Origin of the sequence: Streptobacillus canis (assembly GCF_009733925.1) — a bacterium.
GTDB classification, from domain to species: domain Bacteria; phylum Fusobacteriota; class Fusobacteriia; order Fusobacteriales; family Leptotrichiaceae; genus Streptobacillus; species Streptobacillus canis.
Genome location: NZ_WOEI01000008.1, coordinates 12,069 through 29,235, shown reverse-complemented (window position 1 = coordinate 29,235; position 17,167 = coordinate 12,069). Strand labels below are relative to the sequence as shown.

Annotated in this window: 16 protein-coding genes; all 16 read right to left on the bottom strand. The window is 25.2% G+C overall.

Annotated features, from left to right (window positions below):
- Positions 1 to 4: 4 nt before the first annotated feature.
- Positions 5 to 910: a DMT family transporter gene (locus GM111_RS03350; RefSeq protein ID WP_156299468.1), complete on the bottom strand. Its 906-nt coding sequence runs from the start codon at positions 908 to 910 to the stop codon at positions 5 to 7.
- Between the two features lie 8 nt (positions 911 to 918).
- On the bottom strand, positions 919 to 1,521 hold the full coding sequence (ruvA, locus tag GM111_RS03345; protein WP_156299467.1) for a Holliday junction branch migration protein RuvA: 603 nt from the start codon (positions 1,519 to 1,521) through the stop codon (positions 919 to 921).
- Positions 1,521 to 2,294, bottom strand: a complete 774-nt coding sequence (murI, locus tag GM111_RS03340; RefSeq protein ID WP_156299466.1) for a glutamate racemase — start codon at positions 2,292 to 2,294, stop codon at positions 1,521 to 1,523. The genes ruvA and murI overlap by 1 nt, the downstream gene beginning before the upstream one ends.
- Before the next feature lie 17 nt (positions 2,295 to 2,311).
- Complete coding sequence (locus tag GM111_RS03335) at positions 2,312 to 3,196, bottom strand: hypothetical protein (RefSeq protein WP_156299465.1); 885 nt, start codon at positions 3,194 to 3,196, stop codon at positions 2,312 to 2,314.
- Position 3,197: 1 nt separating this feature from the next.
- Positions 3,198 to 4,241, bottom strand: a complete 1,044-nt coding sequence (gene mreB / locus GM111_RS03330; RefSeq protein ID WP_156299464.1) for a rod shape-determining protein — start codon at positions 4,239 to 4,241, stop codon at positions 3,198 to 3,200.
- Positions 4,242 to 5,621, bottom strand: coding sequence for a cysteine--tRNA ligase (gene cysS, locus GM111_RS03325; RefSeq protein ID WP_197034457.1), 1,380 nt, complete (start codon positions 5,619 to 5,621; stop codon positions 4,242 to 4,244).
- 7 nt (positions 5,622 to 5,628) lie between these two features.
- Positions 5,629 to 7,968: an endonuclease MutS2 gene (locus tag GM111_RS03320; RefSeq protein WP_156299462.1), complete on the bottom strand. Its 2,340-nt coding sequence runs from the start codon at positions 7,966 to 7,968 to the stop codon at positions 5,629 to 5,631.
- Positions 7,969 to 8,174: 206 nt separating this feature from the next.
- A complete protein-coding gene (locus GM111_RS03315; protein ID WP_197034455.1) occupies positions 8,175 to 8,870 on the bottom strand; it encodes a M48 family metalloprotease in 696 nt (231 codons plus the stop codon).
- 96 nt (positions 8,871 to 8,966) lie between these two features.
- Complete coding sequence (gene rpmF / locus GM111_RS03310) at positions 8,967 to 9,158, bottom strand: 50S ribosomal protein L32 (RefSeq protein WP_067320210.1); 192 nt, start codon at positions 9,156 to 9,158, stop codon at positions 8,967 to 8,969.
- Positions 9,159 to 9,273: 115 nt separating this feature from the next.
- Positions 9,274 to 11,328, bottom strand: coding sequence for an ATP-dependent zinc metalloprotease FtsH (gene ftsH, locus GM111_RS03305; RefSeq protein ID WP_156299460.1), 2,055 nt, complete (start codon positions 11,326 to 11,328; stop codon positions 9,274 to 9,276).
- On the bottom strand, positions 11,318 to 12,511 hold the full coding sequence (gene tilS / locus GM111_RS03300) for a tRNA lysidine(34) synthetase TilS (RefSeq protein WP_156299459.1): 1,194 nt from the start codon (positions 12,509 to 12,511) through the stop codon (positions 11,318 to 11,320). Before tilS ends, ftsH begins: the two co-directional genes overlap by 11 nt.
- 1 nt (position 12,512) lies before the next feature.
- The gene (locus GM111_RS03295) at positions 12,513 to 13,658 is read right to left on the bottom strand and encodes a SpoIID/LytB domain-containing protein (RefSeq protein ID WP_156299458.1); all 1,146 of its coding nucleotides are present in this window, start codon (positions 13,656 to 13,658) and stop codon (positions 12,513 to 12,515) included.
- On the bottom strand, positions 13,655 to 14,587 hold the full coding sequence (gene mltG, locus GM111_RS03290; protein WP_156299457.1) for an endolytic transglycosylase MltG: 933 nt from the start codon (positions 14,585 to 14,587) through the stop codon (positions 13,655 to 13,657). Before mltG ends, GM111_RS03295 begins: the two co-directional genes overlap by 4 nt.
- 48 nt (positions 14,588 to 14,635) lie before the next feature.
- Complete coding sequence (gene ytvI, locus GM111_RS03285; protein WP_156299456.1) at positions 14,636 to 15,745, bottom strand: sporulation integral membrane protein YtvI; 1,110 nt, start codon at positions 15,743 to 15,745, stop codon at positions 14,636 to 14,638.
- Between the two features lie 88 nt (positions 15,746 to 15,833).
- Complete coding sequence (locus GM111_RS03280) at positions 15,834 to 16,244, bottom strand: GNAT family N-acetyltransferase (protein WP_156299455.1); 411 nt, start codon at positions 16,242 to 16,244, stop codon at positions 15,834 to 15,836.
- Positions 16,244 to 17,074 (bottom strand): alpha/beta hydrolase, encoded by an 831-nt coding sequence (locus GM111_RS03275; protein ID WP_156299454.1) that lies wholly within the window; start codon positions 17,072 to 17,074, stop codon positions 16,244 to 16,246. Before GM111_RS03275 ends, GM111_RS03280 begins: the two co-directional genes overlap by 1 nt.
- Positions 17,075 to 17,167 lie beyond the last annotated feature (93 nt).

Sequence of the window (17,167 nt, the reverse complement as noted above, 5' to 3'; positions counted from 1 at the left end):
TCCTTTATTCATTCTTTACATTTAAATAAACTATACTTATTAATAAGATTAATCCAGCAATTATTCTAACAGGTTCTAAAACATTTCCTAATATAAACATATCAATAAATACTGACGTTAGTGGAAACGCAAGTTCAGAAACTGTTGAATAAATAGCTTTCGTATTTTGTAAACCTCTATAGTATAATTTTGTTGCAATCATACCCCAAATTGATATAACTAAAGCGAGAATTAAAACTTCTTTAGTACTTATAAAATATAATAAATCTTGTTTAGTTTGAGTCATATTAAATAATAATATACATAATGTGATTACAGTTGTTAGCATAAATCTAACATAAGTTGATAAACTAGCACTGTATTTCATAGCGACTTTTCTACTAAATGTAGTTGATAAACCAAATGAAATTGCGGCAATTAATGAATAAATTGCAGGATATATTGATTTTATTTCTATAGAGAATGGACTGTTTAGTCCAAAAGTTAAGAAATATAGTGAAAGCAATGAAATTACAAAGACTGCTTTAAATTTGTGCGTTATCTTTTCTTTTAATAAAATATAGGCAGATAAAATTGCAAAAATTGGTTGAGATTTTTGTATTAATATAACTAAACTATATGGATTAAATTCACTTAGTTGTAAAGCTTTAACTATTGAAAGTGTTCCAATAGTACCTCCGAATAAAGCAATTAAGATGAAATATAAAAAATCTGAAGATTTTATTTTCTTAACAGCTTTAATATCTTTAGGCTTAGTTATACTCATATATATAAATGGTATTAAATGAGCTATAAAAACGATTAAAACAACATTATATAATCCATATTGGAAATAACGAGGTGTTAATAAAACTCCATCTATACCCCACATCATTGCTCCAATTACTATTAATATCCACGATAAATTCATGTTTTCACCTACTTTTTCTTTTTATTTATATTTAATAAAGCTAACTTAATTAATTCTTGCATACTTAATTCTTTAATTTCTTTATCTTCAACATATGTATTTACATTTATTTTTTCATATCCTAGAGATTCTAGTGCTAATCTTAAATTCTCTTTTTTATTATATAATTCTAAAATATCTTGACTAGCTGCAGAGCTTGTAATACTTAATCCTTCTAGTTTATCAGCAAGATCTACCATTATTTTCTCCGCTTTTTTCATTCCAATTCCTGGAACTTTAGCTAATTCTTTAAAGTTTTTAGAAGAAGCTATTGCAGCTAATTCTTCAAATTCAAAATTAGATAAAATAGCGATTGCTTTTTTAGCACCTATACCATTTATTGCTATACATTCTAAAAAAATACTTCTTTCTAATTCTGTTTTAAAACCAAAAAATGATATATCATCTTCTTTAACTATAGTATGAATAAATAGTTTATCTTTCTCACCTATTGAGTTTAACTTATCATATGTTTTTATTGAAGTATATATTTTGTATCCTACTCCATTTATATCAATTACAACATAATTTAAATTTTTAATACTTAATATACCTTCAAAATATTCGTACATTATTCTTCTCCTTTTACTCTGAAAATATTATCTGTTTCTATATCGAATATTCTCTTTAAATTGTTTTTAAATTGTAGTTTATCTCCAGATACATAGAAAGTTGTTTTTCCGTTTTCATGTAAATTTTTTATTAACTTTTTACTTTTAATAATATTTACTATTTCAATTGAAGGATCAATAATATTTAAATTAGGATATTTATGATGAATTGATTCTTTTAAAATCGAATAATGTGTACATCCTAAAATTAATGTATCAATATCACTATTTAAATCACCAACATATTCTTCAATTAATTTTTCTACTTTTTCTCCAGAAATATTACCATTTTCTATAATAGGTACAAATAATGGGCATGCTTTTTCTATTACTTTTATATTAGAGTTTAATTCATTAATTGTACCACTATATTTATGTGAGTTCACTGTTGCTGTAGTAGCTATTAAGCCTATATTTTTTGTATTATTTTTTAAGGCACCATTAACTCCAGCTTCAATTACTCCAATAATATTTATATCATATTTTTCTTTCAATTCTTCAAGAGCTAGTGAAGTTGCTGTGTTACAAGCAACTACTATTAGTTCCACATTTTTATTATTTAAAAACTCAACTATTTCACTTGAAAATTGTATTATTTGTTCTTTTGTTTTTTCTCCATATGGTAATCTAGCTGTATCTCCAAAAAAATGAATTTCTACATCAGGAAATTCTTTTCTAATTTGATTCAATACAGTTACACCACCCATACCCGAGTCAAAAATTCCTATAGACATTTTCGTCACCATTTTCTTTAATTTTTTGATAAAGTCATAATAAATAATAAGACTAACACTTTTAAGTTAACATTAGAATTAATTGCTAACTTATATTCTATTAATTCATCAAGGTATTCTATTCTCTTTAATTTAGAATATTTATTAATTGATGTTTGAAAGAAAGTTTTTACTCTTTCTCTACTCTTTTTATTATCATTGTATACTAATAAAATCGACAATAATTCGTCTTTAAATTTAATTACTTCTATTTCCTTTTTAAATCTAATTTCTTTTACTAAATACTCTATTGCATTTTGATATGAGAGTAGCGTGAATATATTTATTTCATCAAAAAAATTTTTTATTGAATTAATTACTTTATCAAAGTTATCTACCTTATACAAATCTAAATCTATTTTATCTTTATTTTCTAAATAAATATTTAAATAATCTAGATTGTTCTCAAGCAAATTAAACATAAAAAAATTATCTTCAATTAATTTTGTATCAATATTCAAGTTTAAATTTAAAATTATTGATCTAGATTTTATTGTTTCTAATATTTCTAATCTTCTTGTTAATAATATGAAATATACATTCTTAGGAGGTTCTTCAATTACTTTTAATAAAGCATTTAAAGGTTCTTTTTTTGTATTTTCAATAGAATCAATTATATATATTTTTTTATCTGAAATATAAGGACTCTCAACAGATGTTATGATTATATCTCTAACATCATCTATTTTTAATTCATTATAATATCTAACATCAGGATGAGTCAGTATCTCTTTATTTGATTCATTTATTAATAATGTTGCAAATTCTTTTGCTTTTTCAAACAACGAGATTCTATTGTCTGCAAAGAGCATAAAAGTTGCACTTTTTTTCAAGTTTAATACTTCATTTTCAAATAGATTCATATTAGTTCTCTCTCATCTGTAAAGTCTTCAATAAATTCTTATTATCAAATGCTTTTCCTCCACCTAATACAACAGAATCTAAAGGATGTTCTGATAAATATACCTTAACTTTTACTTCTTGTTCAACTAAAGTTGTAAAATCTTTTATCATAGAACCTCCTCCTGTCATAACAATACCGTTATCTAAAATATCTGCTGCTAATTCAGGTGGCGATTTTTCTAAAACTTCTTTTGTAGCATTAATTATGGCATAAAGTGATGATTTAATAGCTTCATAAACTTCATTAGAATTAATTTCTAAAGAAACAGGCGTTTGAATTTCTAGTTGTCTACCTTTTATAGTCATTACTCTAGGCTCTTTTTCATATAAAGCTGTTCCTAATTCTTTTTTAATCTTTTCAGCAGTTCTATCACCTATTAACAAGTTATATTTATTTCTAACATACCTAACAATGTCTTCATCAAATTTATTTCCAGCAACTCTTATAGATTTTGAAGCAATAACTTCATCTAACGATAGTATAGCAACATCTGTTGAACCTCCACCAATATCTATAACCATATTTCCTGCAGGTTTTGAAATATCAATTCCAGAACCAATAATTGCTGCTCTTCCTTCTTCAATAATATATATTTTTTTAGCACCACTTACTGAATCAAATAATGCTTTTCTTTCAACTGGTGTCACTTCTAATGGAACACATATCATTACTTCAGGTTTAAAAATTGAACTACCATAAATTTTATACATAAAGTGTGAAAGCATTTCACGAGTTGCATCTAAATCGGCTATTACTCCATCTTTTAATGGTTTAATTGCTTCTATACTATCAGGAGTCTTTCCTAACATTTCTCTTGCATCTTTACCTACTGCAATAACCTTACCAGTTTTTTTGTCTCTAGCCAAAACTGATGGCTCATTAAGCACAATTTTATCTTCTTGTTTATCATATATAAGAATATTTGCTGTACCTAAATCTATAGATATACTCTTATTAATTCTAAGAGATCTAATTATTCTTTTTATAAAATTTTTCTTAAACATCTATTTTACCTTTCTATCAGCTGTTTTAATTCCAAGTTTTAATAATTCATCACGTATCATATCTGAAAGAACATAATTTTTATTTGCTCTAGCTTCATCTCTAATTATATTTAATAATTCTATTAATTTTTCACTTAATTCATCATTTATATTTTTTTCCATTTTTATCCCCAATACATTAATAATATATTTTTCTAAAATATTTACTACTTGTTCAATTTCTTTAAAATTAGAAATGTTTAATTGTATATTTGTCTTTTTAATTAAATCATGTATACATGATATTGCAAGTGGTGTATTTAGATCATCATTAAGTGCATCATTAAATTCTTTTTCGAATAACTCTATTTCTTTAATTATTTCAGAATTAGAATTATTTGTTCCCCCTTGTAACCCTTTATATCTTTCAATTGTTTCAATTATAGAATCCAATGTTTTTTTAGATATTTCTAAATTTTCATTTGAATAATTTATTGGTTTTCTATAATGAGTTGATAACATAAAGAATCTAACTACATCACCTGAATAATTTGATAAAACTTCTCTCAATGTAATAAAATTACCTAAAGATTTACTCATTTTTTCACCATTTATTTCTAAAAAACCATTATGCATCCAATATTTTACAAATTTAGATTTCTCATTACAGAAACATACACTTTGTGCTCTTTCATTTTCATGATGAGGGAATAATAAATCAATTCCTCCAGCATGTATATCAAAATCATCACCTAAAAACTCTCTACTCATTACTGAACATTCAATATGCCATCCTGGTCTACCTTGTGAAAAAGGTGATTCCCAATAAGGCTCATTTTCTTTTTTCTTTTTCCAAAGTACAAAATCTAAAGGATTTTCTTTATCATCATTTTTATCTATTCTTACACCAACTGTTAAATCATCTAATCTTTGATTAGATAATTTACCATATTCTGAATATTTATTTACTCTAAATAAAACATCGCCATTTGATATATATGCATATCCATTTTTTATTAATGTTTCTATCATATTTATTATCTGTGGTATATATTCACTAACTCTTGGTCTTTTCACAGTTTCTAATATATTTAATTTAGAAATATCTTCCATAAATGCATTAATATACTTAGAAGATATTTCATCAAATGATAGTTTTTCTTCTACACTTTTTTTAATTATTTTATCATCAATATCTGTAAAATTTTGTACAAATTCTACTTCATACCCCTGATTTATAAAATGTCTGGCAAGAGTATCAAAAACAATAACAGGTCTAGAATTACCAAAATGAATATAATTATATACAGTAGGACCACATACATAAATCCCAACTTTATTTTTATTAATTGGTACAAATTCTTCTAACCTATTATTCAAACTATTATATATTTTCATAATTACCCCTCTACTTTAAAGTTACAATTGTAATTCCAAGTCCACCCTCACTAGGATGACCGTCTTTAAATTCACTTACATATACTGATTTTTTTAAATAATCATGTATTTTTTTTCTAAGTACCATAGTACCTTTACCATGAATTATAGCTACTGTTGTAAATCCATTCAATATCGCTCTATTAAAGTATGTTTCGATTTCTAATATTGCTTCCTCAGCAATTTTTCCTCTAACATCAATTTCACCCTTTACTTGCGTTACTTTCGCATTTACAACATTTGTAGTACGTGGTGATTTTTTCTTAGGAATTTTTGCCACATCTTCAATAGCAACAGTAATTTTTAAAATACCTGCTTGAACCTGTAGTGAATTTTTTTCTGGAATAATTCTTAAAACTTTTCCAACTTGATTAAGTGTTTTAATTAATACCTCTTCATTTACTTCAAAATTTATATCTGATTTTGTATATTTCTTTTCAACAACATTTTCTTTTTTACTATCTTCAATATATTGTCTTATCATATTCATATTTTTTTGAAGAGTTTTTGCTTCTTCTTTTTTAACATTATCAGAATTTATTTTATCTACTAAAGCTTTTGCTTTATTTTGCATGTCTTTAATATAGTCTTCAGCTTTTTTATATGCATCTCTTAATACATTGTTCTTCTCTTTTTCAAACTCTGCAACCCTATTTTCATAATTAGCTTTTTCATCTGCAAGCTCTTGTTTTAATTTTTCAACTTCAAGATTCATTGCTTCCAATGTATCATTTTGTTCCTTGATTGAAGCAAGCATTTTGTCAACTTCTTTATTATCTTCACTTATATATGATTTAGCATTTTCAATTATTTCTTTGCTAATTCCATATTTTGAAGCAATAATTAATGCATTCGACTCACCAGGTATACCAACTAATAGTCTATATGTAGGTGATAATGTTTCTGCATTAAACTCCATAGAAGCAGATTTTATACCTTGATGTGTGTATGCATGTGCTTTTACTTGGCTATAATGTGTTGTAATTAAAGCTTTTATTTTTCTTTCTAAAATATGATCTATTATCGCCATTGCAAAGGCTGCTCCTTCACTAGGATCTGTTCCAGAACCTAATTCATCTAAAAGTATTAAAGATTTTGAAGTAGCTTCATTTAATATTTCAGATATTGATTTAACATGTGATGAAAAAGATGATAAACTTTGTTCTATACTTTGTTCATCTCCTATATCAGATAAAACATTATCAAACATTCCAATAATAGATTTATCACTTGCAGGTATTGCAAGACCAGATAAAGCCATCAATGTAAATAAACCAGCAACTTTTAATGTTACTGTTTTACCTCCTGTATTTGGTCCAGTTATCAACATAACTTTATCATTTTCATCTAAATCAAAAGTTAAAGGTACTACTTTATTTTGATCTATAAAAGGATGCCTAGCATCTTCTAAATGTATTTTAGTATGATTTACAATTTTAGGAATATTAGATTTTGTTTCTAATGCATATTCAACTTTTGCATTTAAAAAGTCTAATTTTTCTAATACATCCGAAATTACATTTAAATCATCTAGTTTACCTCTTAATATTTCTGTTAATCTAAGTAAAATTTTTCTAATTTCTTCTTTTTCTCTTGCTTCATATTCTCTTAATTTATTATTTAATGAAACTACATTTAATGGTTCAATAAAAGAAGTTGAGCCAGTTGAAGATCTATCGTGCTCTATACCCCTTACTAATCCTTTGAAGTCTGTTTTAATTGCAATAACATATCTTTCATTCCTTTTAGTAATTATTTTATCCTGTATTGCTCTTTGTGTATCTTTATTATTTATTAATGCATCAAATTTTTCTTTTATATTATTAAAAATAATAGCTTTTTGTTTTCTTATATCTACTAATGTTAAACTTGCATTATCTTTAATACTTCCACTATCATCTACAACTTCATCAATAAAATTTTCTACATCCTTTAAGTCATTTAAATCTTTAAATATATTCCATATTTGTTTATATTTATCTCTTACATTTTTAGCTCTTGATTTTGAAATTCTATATGTAACTAAATTTTTTCTTAATTCATCTAAATCTTCTGATTCTAAATAATTACCAAAAATTGAAATTGGTTTTAAAAACCTTTTTATATTTGATAATTGATTTAAATCGAATCCATCATCAAATTTATAGAAATCTAAAAGATCTTGTAATAATGAAAATTCTTTATCTAGTTCATTTTTTTCAGTGAAAATTTTCAAATCTATATATTTTTCTTTTGTAGATTCCAATTTTGATTTATCTATTAAATTATTAAGTATTTTATGGTACTCTAAAACTTCATATTTTTTATTCATAATATATACCCCTTATTTAAATCTATGCTTTTAAATTATATCATATTTTGCATATTTTGTGAATAAAAATAGTCCCCTAAAATATTTGAAAATACAATAAAAAAAGGTGATTTAATCACCTTAATTTTATGTTTCTCTTAATTTTTCAATTCTCTCTCCTACACTTGGGTGTGAAGGCATTAAAGTTTGAGCTAAACTATGTTTACCTACATTACCTTGATTAAGTATGTACAGTACTTCTGCGAATGTATTCCATAACCAAGTTTTTTATCATAACCATCAGCAACAAACTCTTGATTTCTACTTGACGTTAATACTAACATTACTCCAAGTTTAGTACAAATTTGAAATACTCCTGAAATTAGTAAATCTATCATTATTCTAGAACGTGCATACGAATAACCTTTTTCTTTAGACATATTTACTGCAAATACATGAGCTAAACTTCTTGCAATAATTAAAACAAAGTTCATTATAATATTACTAACCATTATAATTAATAAAAGATCTGTATCTTTATATAAAATATGTGAAAACTCGTGAGCTAATACAGCTTCAATTTGTTCATCATCTAGATTTTCATATAACCCTCTAGTCATACAAATAGTTTTTCTACCTGTTGCAAAAGCGTTCATATACATATCATTAGTCATAAAAATTTCAATATCATCTACTAATTCTGGATTAGAAATATTAGCCTTATTATAAACTTCATAAAAAATTCTATCTAATCTTTCTTTTATAACTGGGTCTGTAACTTTTTTACATCCTAATTGCCATCTAATTATACTTTCACCAATTGGTGATAAAGCAATAAATAAAGAAAATAAATAAAGTAGGATAGCTGTAAAGAAATTATACGAACTTGATCCCGTTAAACTAAATAAAAAATAAATAAACATGATATTTATAAAGAAAAATATCATAATTCCAACATTTTTTCTATGAAATAAATTCCTAAAAAATTAAAAAAAATACATCTAAAAGATGTATTTTATTTATTCAACTATTTCTTCTGCTGATGCTTTTAGTACTTTTCTTCCTCTATATTCACCTGTTTCAAGATTTAATCTGTGAGGTCTTCTTACACTACCATTTGCTTCAACTACGAATTGTGGAGCATTGATTGAATCATGTGCTCTTCTCATATTTCTTTTCGCTTTTGACGTTCTTTTCTTAGGTACTGCCATTTTGAGCTCCTTTCTACATAATTTGATTGTAATTATGTCATTACATGTAATTTCGTATTAATACACTCTATTCTACAAAATTTTTGAGACTTTGTCAAGGTATATACACTATATTTTAATAATATTTTTCTAATTCTTCATCATTAAGTTGTAATACTTCATCAACTGTTAAACCAGAAATTAAAGCTCTAATTTCTGAACCAGTTACTGTTTCTTTTTCTTTTAATAATGTTGCTATTCTTTCTAAAGTTTCTTTATTCTCTTTTAATAGTTCTAATGTTTCATCATATTTTTCTTTTAATAATCTTCTTACTTCAAGATCTATTTCTCTTGCAGTTTCATTACTCATATCAGATGACATTGTAAATCCATTATCAGAATGTTCATAATTTATAGGTCCTAAATCACTCATACCTACACTTGAAATTAGTAATTTTGCAAGTTCAGTTGCTCTCTTTATATCTGAATATGCTCCTGTTGCAATATCATCCATCATTAATTCTTCTGCTGCTCTACCGGCGAATAAAACATTAATTTCCGCTAAAATTTGTTTTCTAGTTTTACCTAATGTTTCCTCAGGAAGTGGCATCATATATCCACCTGCATCACCACGAGGTATAATAGTAACTTTATGAACTTTACTTGCACCAGGTATAATTGAAGCAACTAATGCATGTCCACCTTCATGGTAAGCTAACATATCTTTATCTCTTTTTGAAATAATTTTACTCTTTTGGCCTAGACCCATTCCTACTTTATCTACAGCTTCATCTAAATCTTCCATTGTTATTTCATCAGAATTTTTTCTAGCAGCAAGTATTGCAGCCTCATTTAATAAGTTTTCTAAATCTGCACCAACAAAACCTGGAGTTATTTTTGCAATATCTTCAAGTTTTACATCACTTGCTAATTTTTTATTTCTACTATGAACTTTAAGTATTTCTACTCTACCTTTAACATCAGGTCTTGAAACTTCAATTCTTCTATCAAATCTTCCACCTCTTAATAAAGCAGGATCTAATACATCAGCTCTATTTGTAGCTGCCATTACTATAATTCTTTGATCTGTTTCAAATCCATCCATTTCAACAAGTAATTGGTTTAGAGTTTGCTCTCTTTCTTCATTACCTCCACCACCATTTTTATTTTGTCCTCTTCTTCTACCTACAGCATCAATTTCATCAATAAAAATAATTGCTGGTGATTCTTTTTTAGCATCTTTAAACAATTCTCTTACACGTGAAGCTCCTACCCCAACATATAATTCTATAAATTCTGAACCTGAAATTGGGAAGAATGCAGCCTCTGATTCACCTGCAACTGCTTTTGCAAGTAAAGTTTTACCAGTACCAGGTTCACCTAATAATAGAACACCTTTTGGAACTCTTGCACCTGCTTTTTCAAATCTTGATGGGTTTTTTAAGAATTCAACAATTTCTCTTAATTCTTCTTTTTCTTCTGTTAATCCAGCAACATCTGAAAACTTAACATTTGGTCTTTCACTTAATTTTCCTTTTCCTTTTCCAATGTTAAATGGATTTCCCATTCCTCCACCAGAACCACCCATCATTTTCTTATTAATGAAATACATAAGGAATAGTAACATAAATATTGGTGCAAAGCTAAAAATAGCTCTACTTATTATAGTTGAAATTGGAGTCCCTAATACAATTATATTAACATTTTTCTCTTTTGCAACTTCCATTAAATTAGTATCTTGTCCTAATCTATCAGTTAATTTATTAGTTTCAAAAACATCTATTTTTCCAGCAACTTTTTTTATTCCAGTTAAAGTTTCTTCACCTTCTCTAATTTCAGTAATTTCACCTTGTCTAACTTTCGTAACAAATTGTGTATAACTTATTTCACGTTTTTCATCAAATAAAGGTGTTTTATTTCCATATAAATAGAAAAGTGTAGATATAATAACTAAGATTAAAAAGAAAAATACTGGAGGTTTCACTCTAAATGAAACATTATTATTTTTATTTTTTAAACTTTCTATTCTACGCTTAATTTCTTCAGCATTTTCTTCATCAGAAATATATACCTTTTTCTTTGGTTTCTTAGGTTTCTCAACCTCTTTTGGTTCTTCTTGATTTTGATCATCAGTTTTTTTTTCTTCTTGATTATCAAAAATCTCATCTTCATTTATATTTTTATTTTCCATCATTTCTCCTAATATATACATAATATTCATTTAATGTAGTATTAGTTTTTAATTTAAAAAGATTCCCAACCATAATAATATTATCTTCAAAAATTACTAAAGGTATCTTATCTCTTTCTAATTTATCAACTTTACTATCAATAAATAATTTTTTCAACTTTTTATTACCTAGCTTATCTCCATCTAATCTTGTTCTAATATTAAATATTGAATCTTTTTTAAAGGTATCTAAAGTAACTATATTATACCCTTTATTTAATATTTTTTCAAGTCCAGTTGAATTCGTATAACCTATAGTATATCCATTTAAAACAAGCTCTTTATCAATACTTAAAATTAGTTCATCCTCATTTTTAAATAAATCAGATTGTTTAATTATAGAATTTGTTTCATAAGACTTATACCATACAAATCCATTTCCTAAGTCTATAATCTTACTTTCATTTTTTTCAAGAATACTGTATATTTGATTTATTTTTTTTGTGTTAAGAGAAATATTATATTCCTTTAGTTTATTAATTATAAACTCATATTTTTGATCATTATTATTTATGATATTTTGATGTATTTTTACTATATTATCTATAAATTTTGAATTTATTTCTTCAAATATTGGAAAAATCAAATTTCTAATTTTATTTCTGCTATAATTATTTTCTAAATTTGTTTTATCAACTATATATTCATTATATACCTGTTTTAAAATATCTTGTTTAGATATATATAATATCGGTCTAATAATATCCTCTCTTCTAACCTTTATCCCCTCTAGACCATCTAGTCCTGTTCCTCTAATGAGTCTAAAAATTATTGTTTCAGCATTATCTGTTTTATTATGTCCTGTTGCAATTTTATCAAATGAAAGTTTATCTTTCAATTCTCCTAACACTTTATATCTTAATTCTCTAGCTCTTTCTTCAGAAAAAATGTCTAATTTTATATTTAAAATTGTAAATTCTAAATGATATTTTTGAGCAATTTTTTCTACCAATTCAATATCTTTCCAAACATCATCTCTAAAGTTATGATTTACATATCCTAAATGTATTTTTAAATTAAATTCTTCCTTTATTTCTAACAATTTTTCAAGCAAAAAAACAGAATCAGGACCTGCAGAAAATGCAATTAATATCTTATCATTTTTTTCAATCAATTTATTTTCTAATATAAATTTTCTAAACATTCTATTCCCCTTTCTTTGCTACTTTAACTCCTCTATAGAAAAAATTAATTATATCAATATATGACATATTATGATCTGTTGCCATAGTTTTAGAACTCCATTGTGAGAACCCAACTCCATGACCATATCCAGAACCTACTACTTTTATACCACGATCATTTATTTCTATCGTAAATGCCGTTGATTTTATTTTAGATAATGAAAAAGCCTTTCTAAATGAATTACCTGTAAATTGCATTTCTTGACTTTTATCTTCATTATATAATATTAATTTAGATACTCTATTACTTTCAGTAAAACTAATATCATAATCAAATACTTCAAATCCCACTTTTTCAAGTATGCTTTCTTTATCAATTTGAAATTCCCAATTTAAAACTGTCGAATGTACCCCTTTAGAATAATTATCTTCTATTGCTTGTAAATATTCAACTTCATTACCCCATACTTCTTTTGCACTTGCTGTATAACCACCGCTATATGAATGAAACACTGCATCTATTATTCTATTGTTATATAATATTACTTCTCCACTTGTTTCTTTAATTGCTTTTCTAACATTATCAACATTTTTTGTAGGTATTCCTTGATACACTTGAGATAACGTACTATCATATACATCAAAGTCTTTTTTATTTCTTGCAATATTTCTATATGCATAACTTCTTGCTATAACAGTTTGTGCTTTTAATGCTTCTATTGGAAAAGAAGCAGGAATTTCAAAGGGTACTACACCTAGTAAATATTTCTCCATATTTAATGTATTAATTAATATTAACTTTGAATCAACTGATTTAATTAGCATATCTCCATAAAATGAATATTTCCCAATTTTTATAATACCAGTTTTATTACTAATGGTTATATTTTCATAATAATTACCATCCATATACACTTTATCTTCTAAACCTTCTAAGCTTATATTTAAACTATATGGAACATTTTCATTTAATAACATATTTTCATCTAATTCAATATTTAAATTATTCTTTTCTAGATTGGTTAATCTAACTCTAATGTCATCTCTTAAATTTACCTCTTTATTACTTACTACCTTAATTTCTTGATTTCTATTTGTATTTGTTCTTTCAATATTAGAACAAGAAAATATAAAAAGTAGGATTAGTATATATCTTAATTTTCTCATTTTATTGATCTTCTCTTTCTTAAATGTTCATCATGAGTCTCAGAATAATATGTATTTTCTCCATCCATAAAGAAGAATAAATATTTATCCTCTTTTGCATTAATAGTTTCAGTTATTGTTTCTTTAGATGGACTACATATTGGTGTTGGCGGTAATCCTTTATGTTTATACGTATTATATAATGAATTACTTTCCATTAATTCTTTTTTATATGCCATTCTACCTAATTCATATTTTAAAGTTGCATCTGATTGAAGTAGCATATTTATTCTCAATCTCTTTTTAAAAACTCCTGCAACTTTTGCTTTATGTTCTAATTCTCCTGTCTCAAATTCAACTATTGAAGCTAATTTAATATCATCATAAAATTTCTTTTTATCTGGATAATCTTCCGATGGAAATTGTTTTAAAAACTCATTCAAAATAGTTTCTGCAATTTGGGAAGGTTTTGTTCCTCTAGGAATTAAATATGTCTCTGGATAAAGATATCCATCATAATTATCTTTCTCATGATAATAAGGAAAATCAACTGAATTGAGTGCATTTAACATTTCTTCTTCTGTTGCTAAACCTAACTTTTCAAGTCTTGCAAATACTTGTTTTTGAGTAAATCCTTCAGGAATTGTCAATATAACATTATCAATATATGGTTTTTGTAAACCATTTAATAATTCAAATTTTGAAATGTTAGTATTCTCAAATTTAAACATCCCTTCTTTAAGATTTGACAATTTGGGATTAAGTTTTAAAAATATCTTATCTAAAATAGTATAATTGAAATTATATTTATCATATATTTTCTTTATTGTGTCACCTTTTTCTACTGATATAATTTCTTCATTAATTTGATTTTTTAATACAAATTGGTCTGTAAAAAAATAACCAACTGGTATTCCTAGTATTAGTGATAATGCTAATAATTTTCTCATATTTCTCCTTTATTAAAATATACATATCAATATGATATGTATATTAAATTATTTTTCTTCTATATATTCTCCTGCTAATATTTTAAAGAATCCTTTATTAATTTCTTCTTTAAATAATATTGTCATTATTGTTAATAATATTGGTCCAAATAAAAACCCAACTACTCCAAATAGTTTAAATCCAACAAATAAAGATAATAAAGATAATAATGGATTTACACTTAAATTTTTACTTAAAATACGTGGCTCTAATGTCATACGTGTAATTGTAATAAATAAATATAATAATAATATTGCTATTCCTAATGCATAATTTCCTGTAGATAAATTGTACACTGACCAAGGTACCAATATTCCCCCAGCACCCAGTATTGGCAATGCATCAAATACAGAAATTAACACTGAAACTAAAAATACATAATTAATAGGACTTACAACTAAATTAATTATACTTAATCCTATAATAAGTTCAATAAAACATAATGTAATTAACATTAATTGCGCCTTTAAATATTGATATGCAACCTCTACTACATCAACTTTTATTAATCTAAACTTATCTAACCAACTTTTAGGAAATTGTTTATCAAAAAAATTATTAACCGATTCAATATCACTTGCCATTAAAAACGTAGCTGTTATAGTAATAATTACATAAACCAAAATAACAGGTAATTTTAATGTAATTGATAAAATATTATTTGCAATTACAAATCCTAAATTAGTTAATTTCCCAATCATAGATGCAATAAAGTTTTTAATTGAAACAATAGCAACTGGCGGTAATAAAGATTCAAAAAAATCAAATTTTTCTGTTAATTTAATTGCTAATTCTTTGATTGTATCTACATTTTTTATCAACCAATTTGAAAAATTGTAAATTTCATTATATGATCTTATTAATAGTAAAATAAGTATTACCGGTATAACCATATAAAATAATAAAATTACGGTAATATTTGCAAATTTACTATTAAATTTCAATTTTTCCATCAAAAAATTTACTGGCCCTCTTGTTATTGTTACAACTATAAATGCAATAACAAAAGGTAGTAAATAAATTGATACTTTAAATGCAAGTAATGCAATTAATAATACTGTAATCATATATATTAAAGGTAAAAACCTTTTCAATGTAAATTCTTGTTTATTTTCCATTATTTCACTCTCACTTTGTTTTTATATATCTTAATTATACTAAACAAAAAAGACTAAGTCAATTAAATATAACTTAGTCTTTTATTTACTAAAATATTTTTATGAAGCTTTTACAATTTAATTCTTCAACAGCTAAAAATCCACACGATTTATAAAATTTTAAAGTCTTTTCTGTATTATCTGTTGTCAAAATTTTTTGATATGTATTTTTATATCTTTTAAGTATCTTTTCTAAAAGAGTACTACCTATTCCCATTCTATGATATTCTGGTTTAATAATAATATCTTGAATATATATTATCGAATACCCATCTCCTACTACTCTAATTAAACCTATTAACATTTCATCTAGATATGCCCCTAAAATGAACAAAGAATTCTCATAAGAGTTTTTTAACATTTCAATATTTTCTGTATAATTAGTCCAACCAACAGAATTATAGATCTCAACAATATTTTCAATATTATATTCAATAATTTCTTGATATTTTACATTCATTATTTCAAACTTTCAATAAACCAATTAGTCGTTTTAGAAACTAATTCATCAATTTTTGATTTTATTGGATCAAATGTATAAAAAATATGATCTGCTTTTTCTATTTTTTCAACACGTGATAATTTATTTGAAGCTGTTTTAACAATTAAATCTGCTTCATTTGGATTTACTACATCATCTTCTAAACCAGCCACTGCATATATAGGAACTTTAATTTCTTTGATTTCAGATAAAATATCTAAATCTTTTACTTCTGAATACCATTGATGTGAAAATTTTAATGGGCCTCTCCAAGGGAAAGTATTTTCAAAATATCCCATTTCTTTCGAAGCCTCATATTCTTTCATTCTTTGTTTAGTGAACATATTTAGTGCTCCTGCCCAAGTTGCAATAGAGTCAATATTTTTATTATCTCCACTTAATAAAGCAATTGTACCACCTTGAGACCATCCTAATAACCCAATTTTACCTGAAGTTAAAATTCTAGAATAATTAATTACTTTTTCTACATCATTTGTTGCTGATGTTAAAGTATAATGTAAATAATTTACTTTTGAATCTCCTGTACCATTAAAATCAAATCTAATACTCGAAATATTGTTTTCAGCTAATGAATTTGCCATTTTAATATATGTTCCATTTACTTCATCTTTATTTGATGCAGTTCCATGTAACATTACAACTAATGGAGCATTCTTAACTTCGTCATTATAAGTATAAACTGCAGGAATAGAATAATATCCATTTTTAATTTCTATTTTTTCACTTTTAACTTCTGCATTTGAAATACATGTTAAAAATAATGTTAATCCAAAAAGTAATTTTTTCATTGTATCATCTCCTATATTTTGTTATTTTTATTCTATCATATCATTTACAATTGTCAATAAAAAAACTGCATCATTTTGATGCAGTTTTTTAAC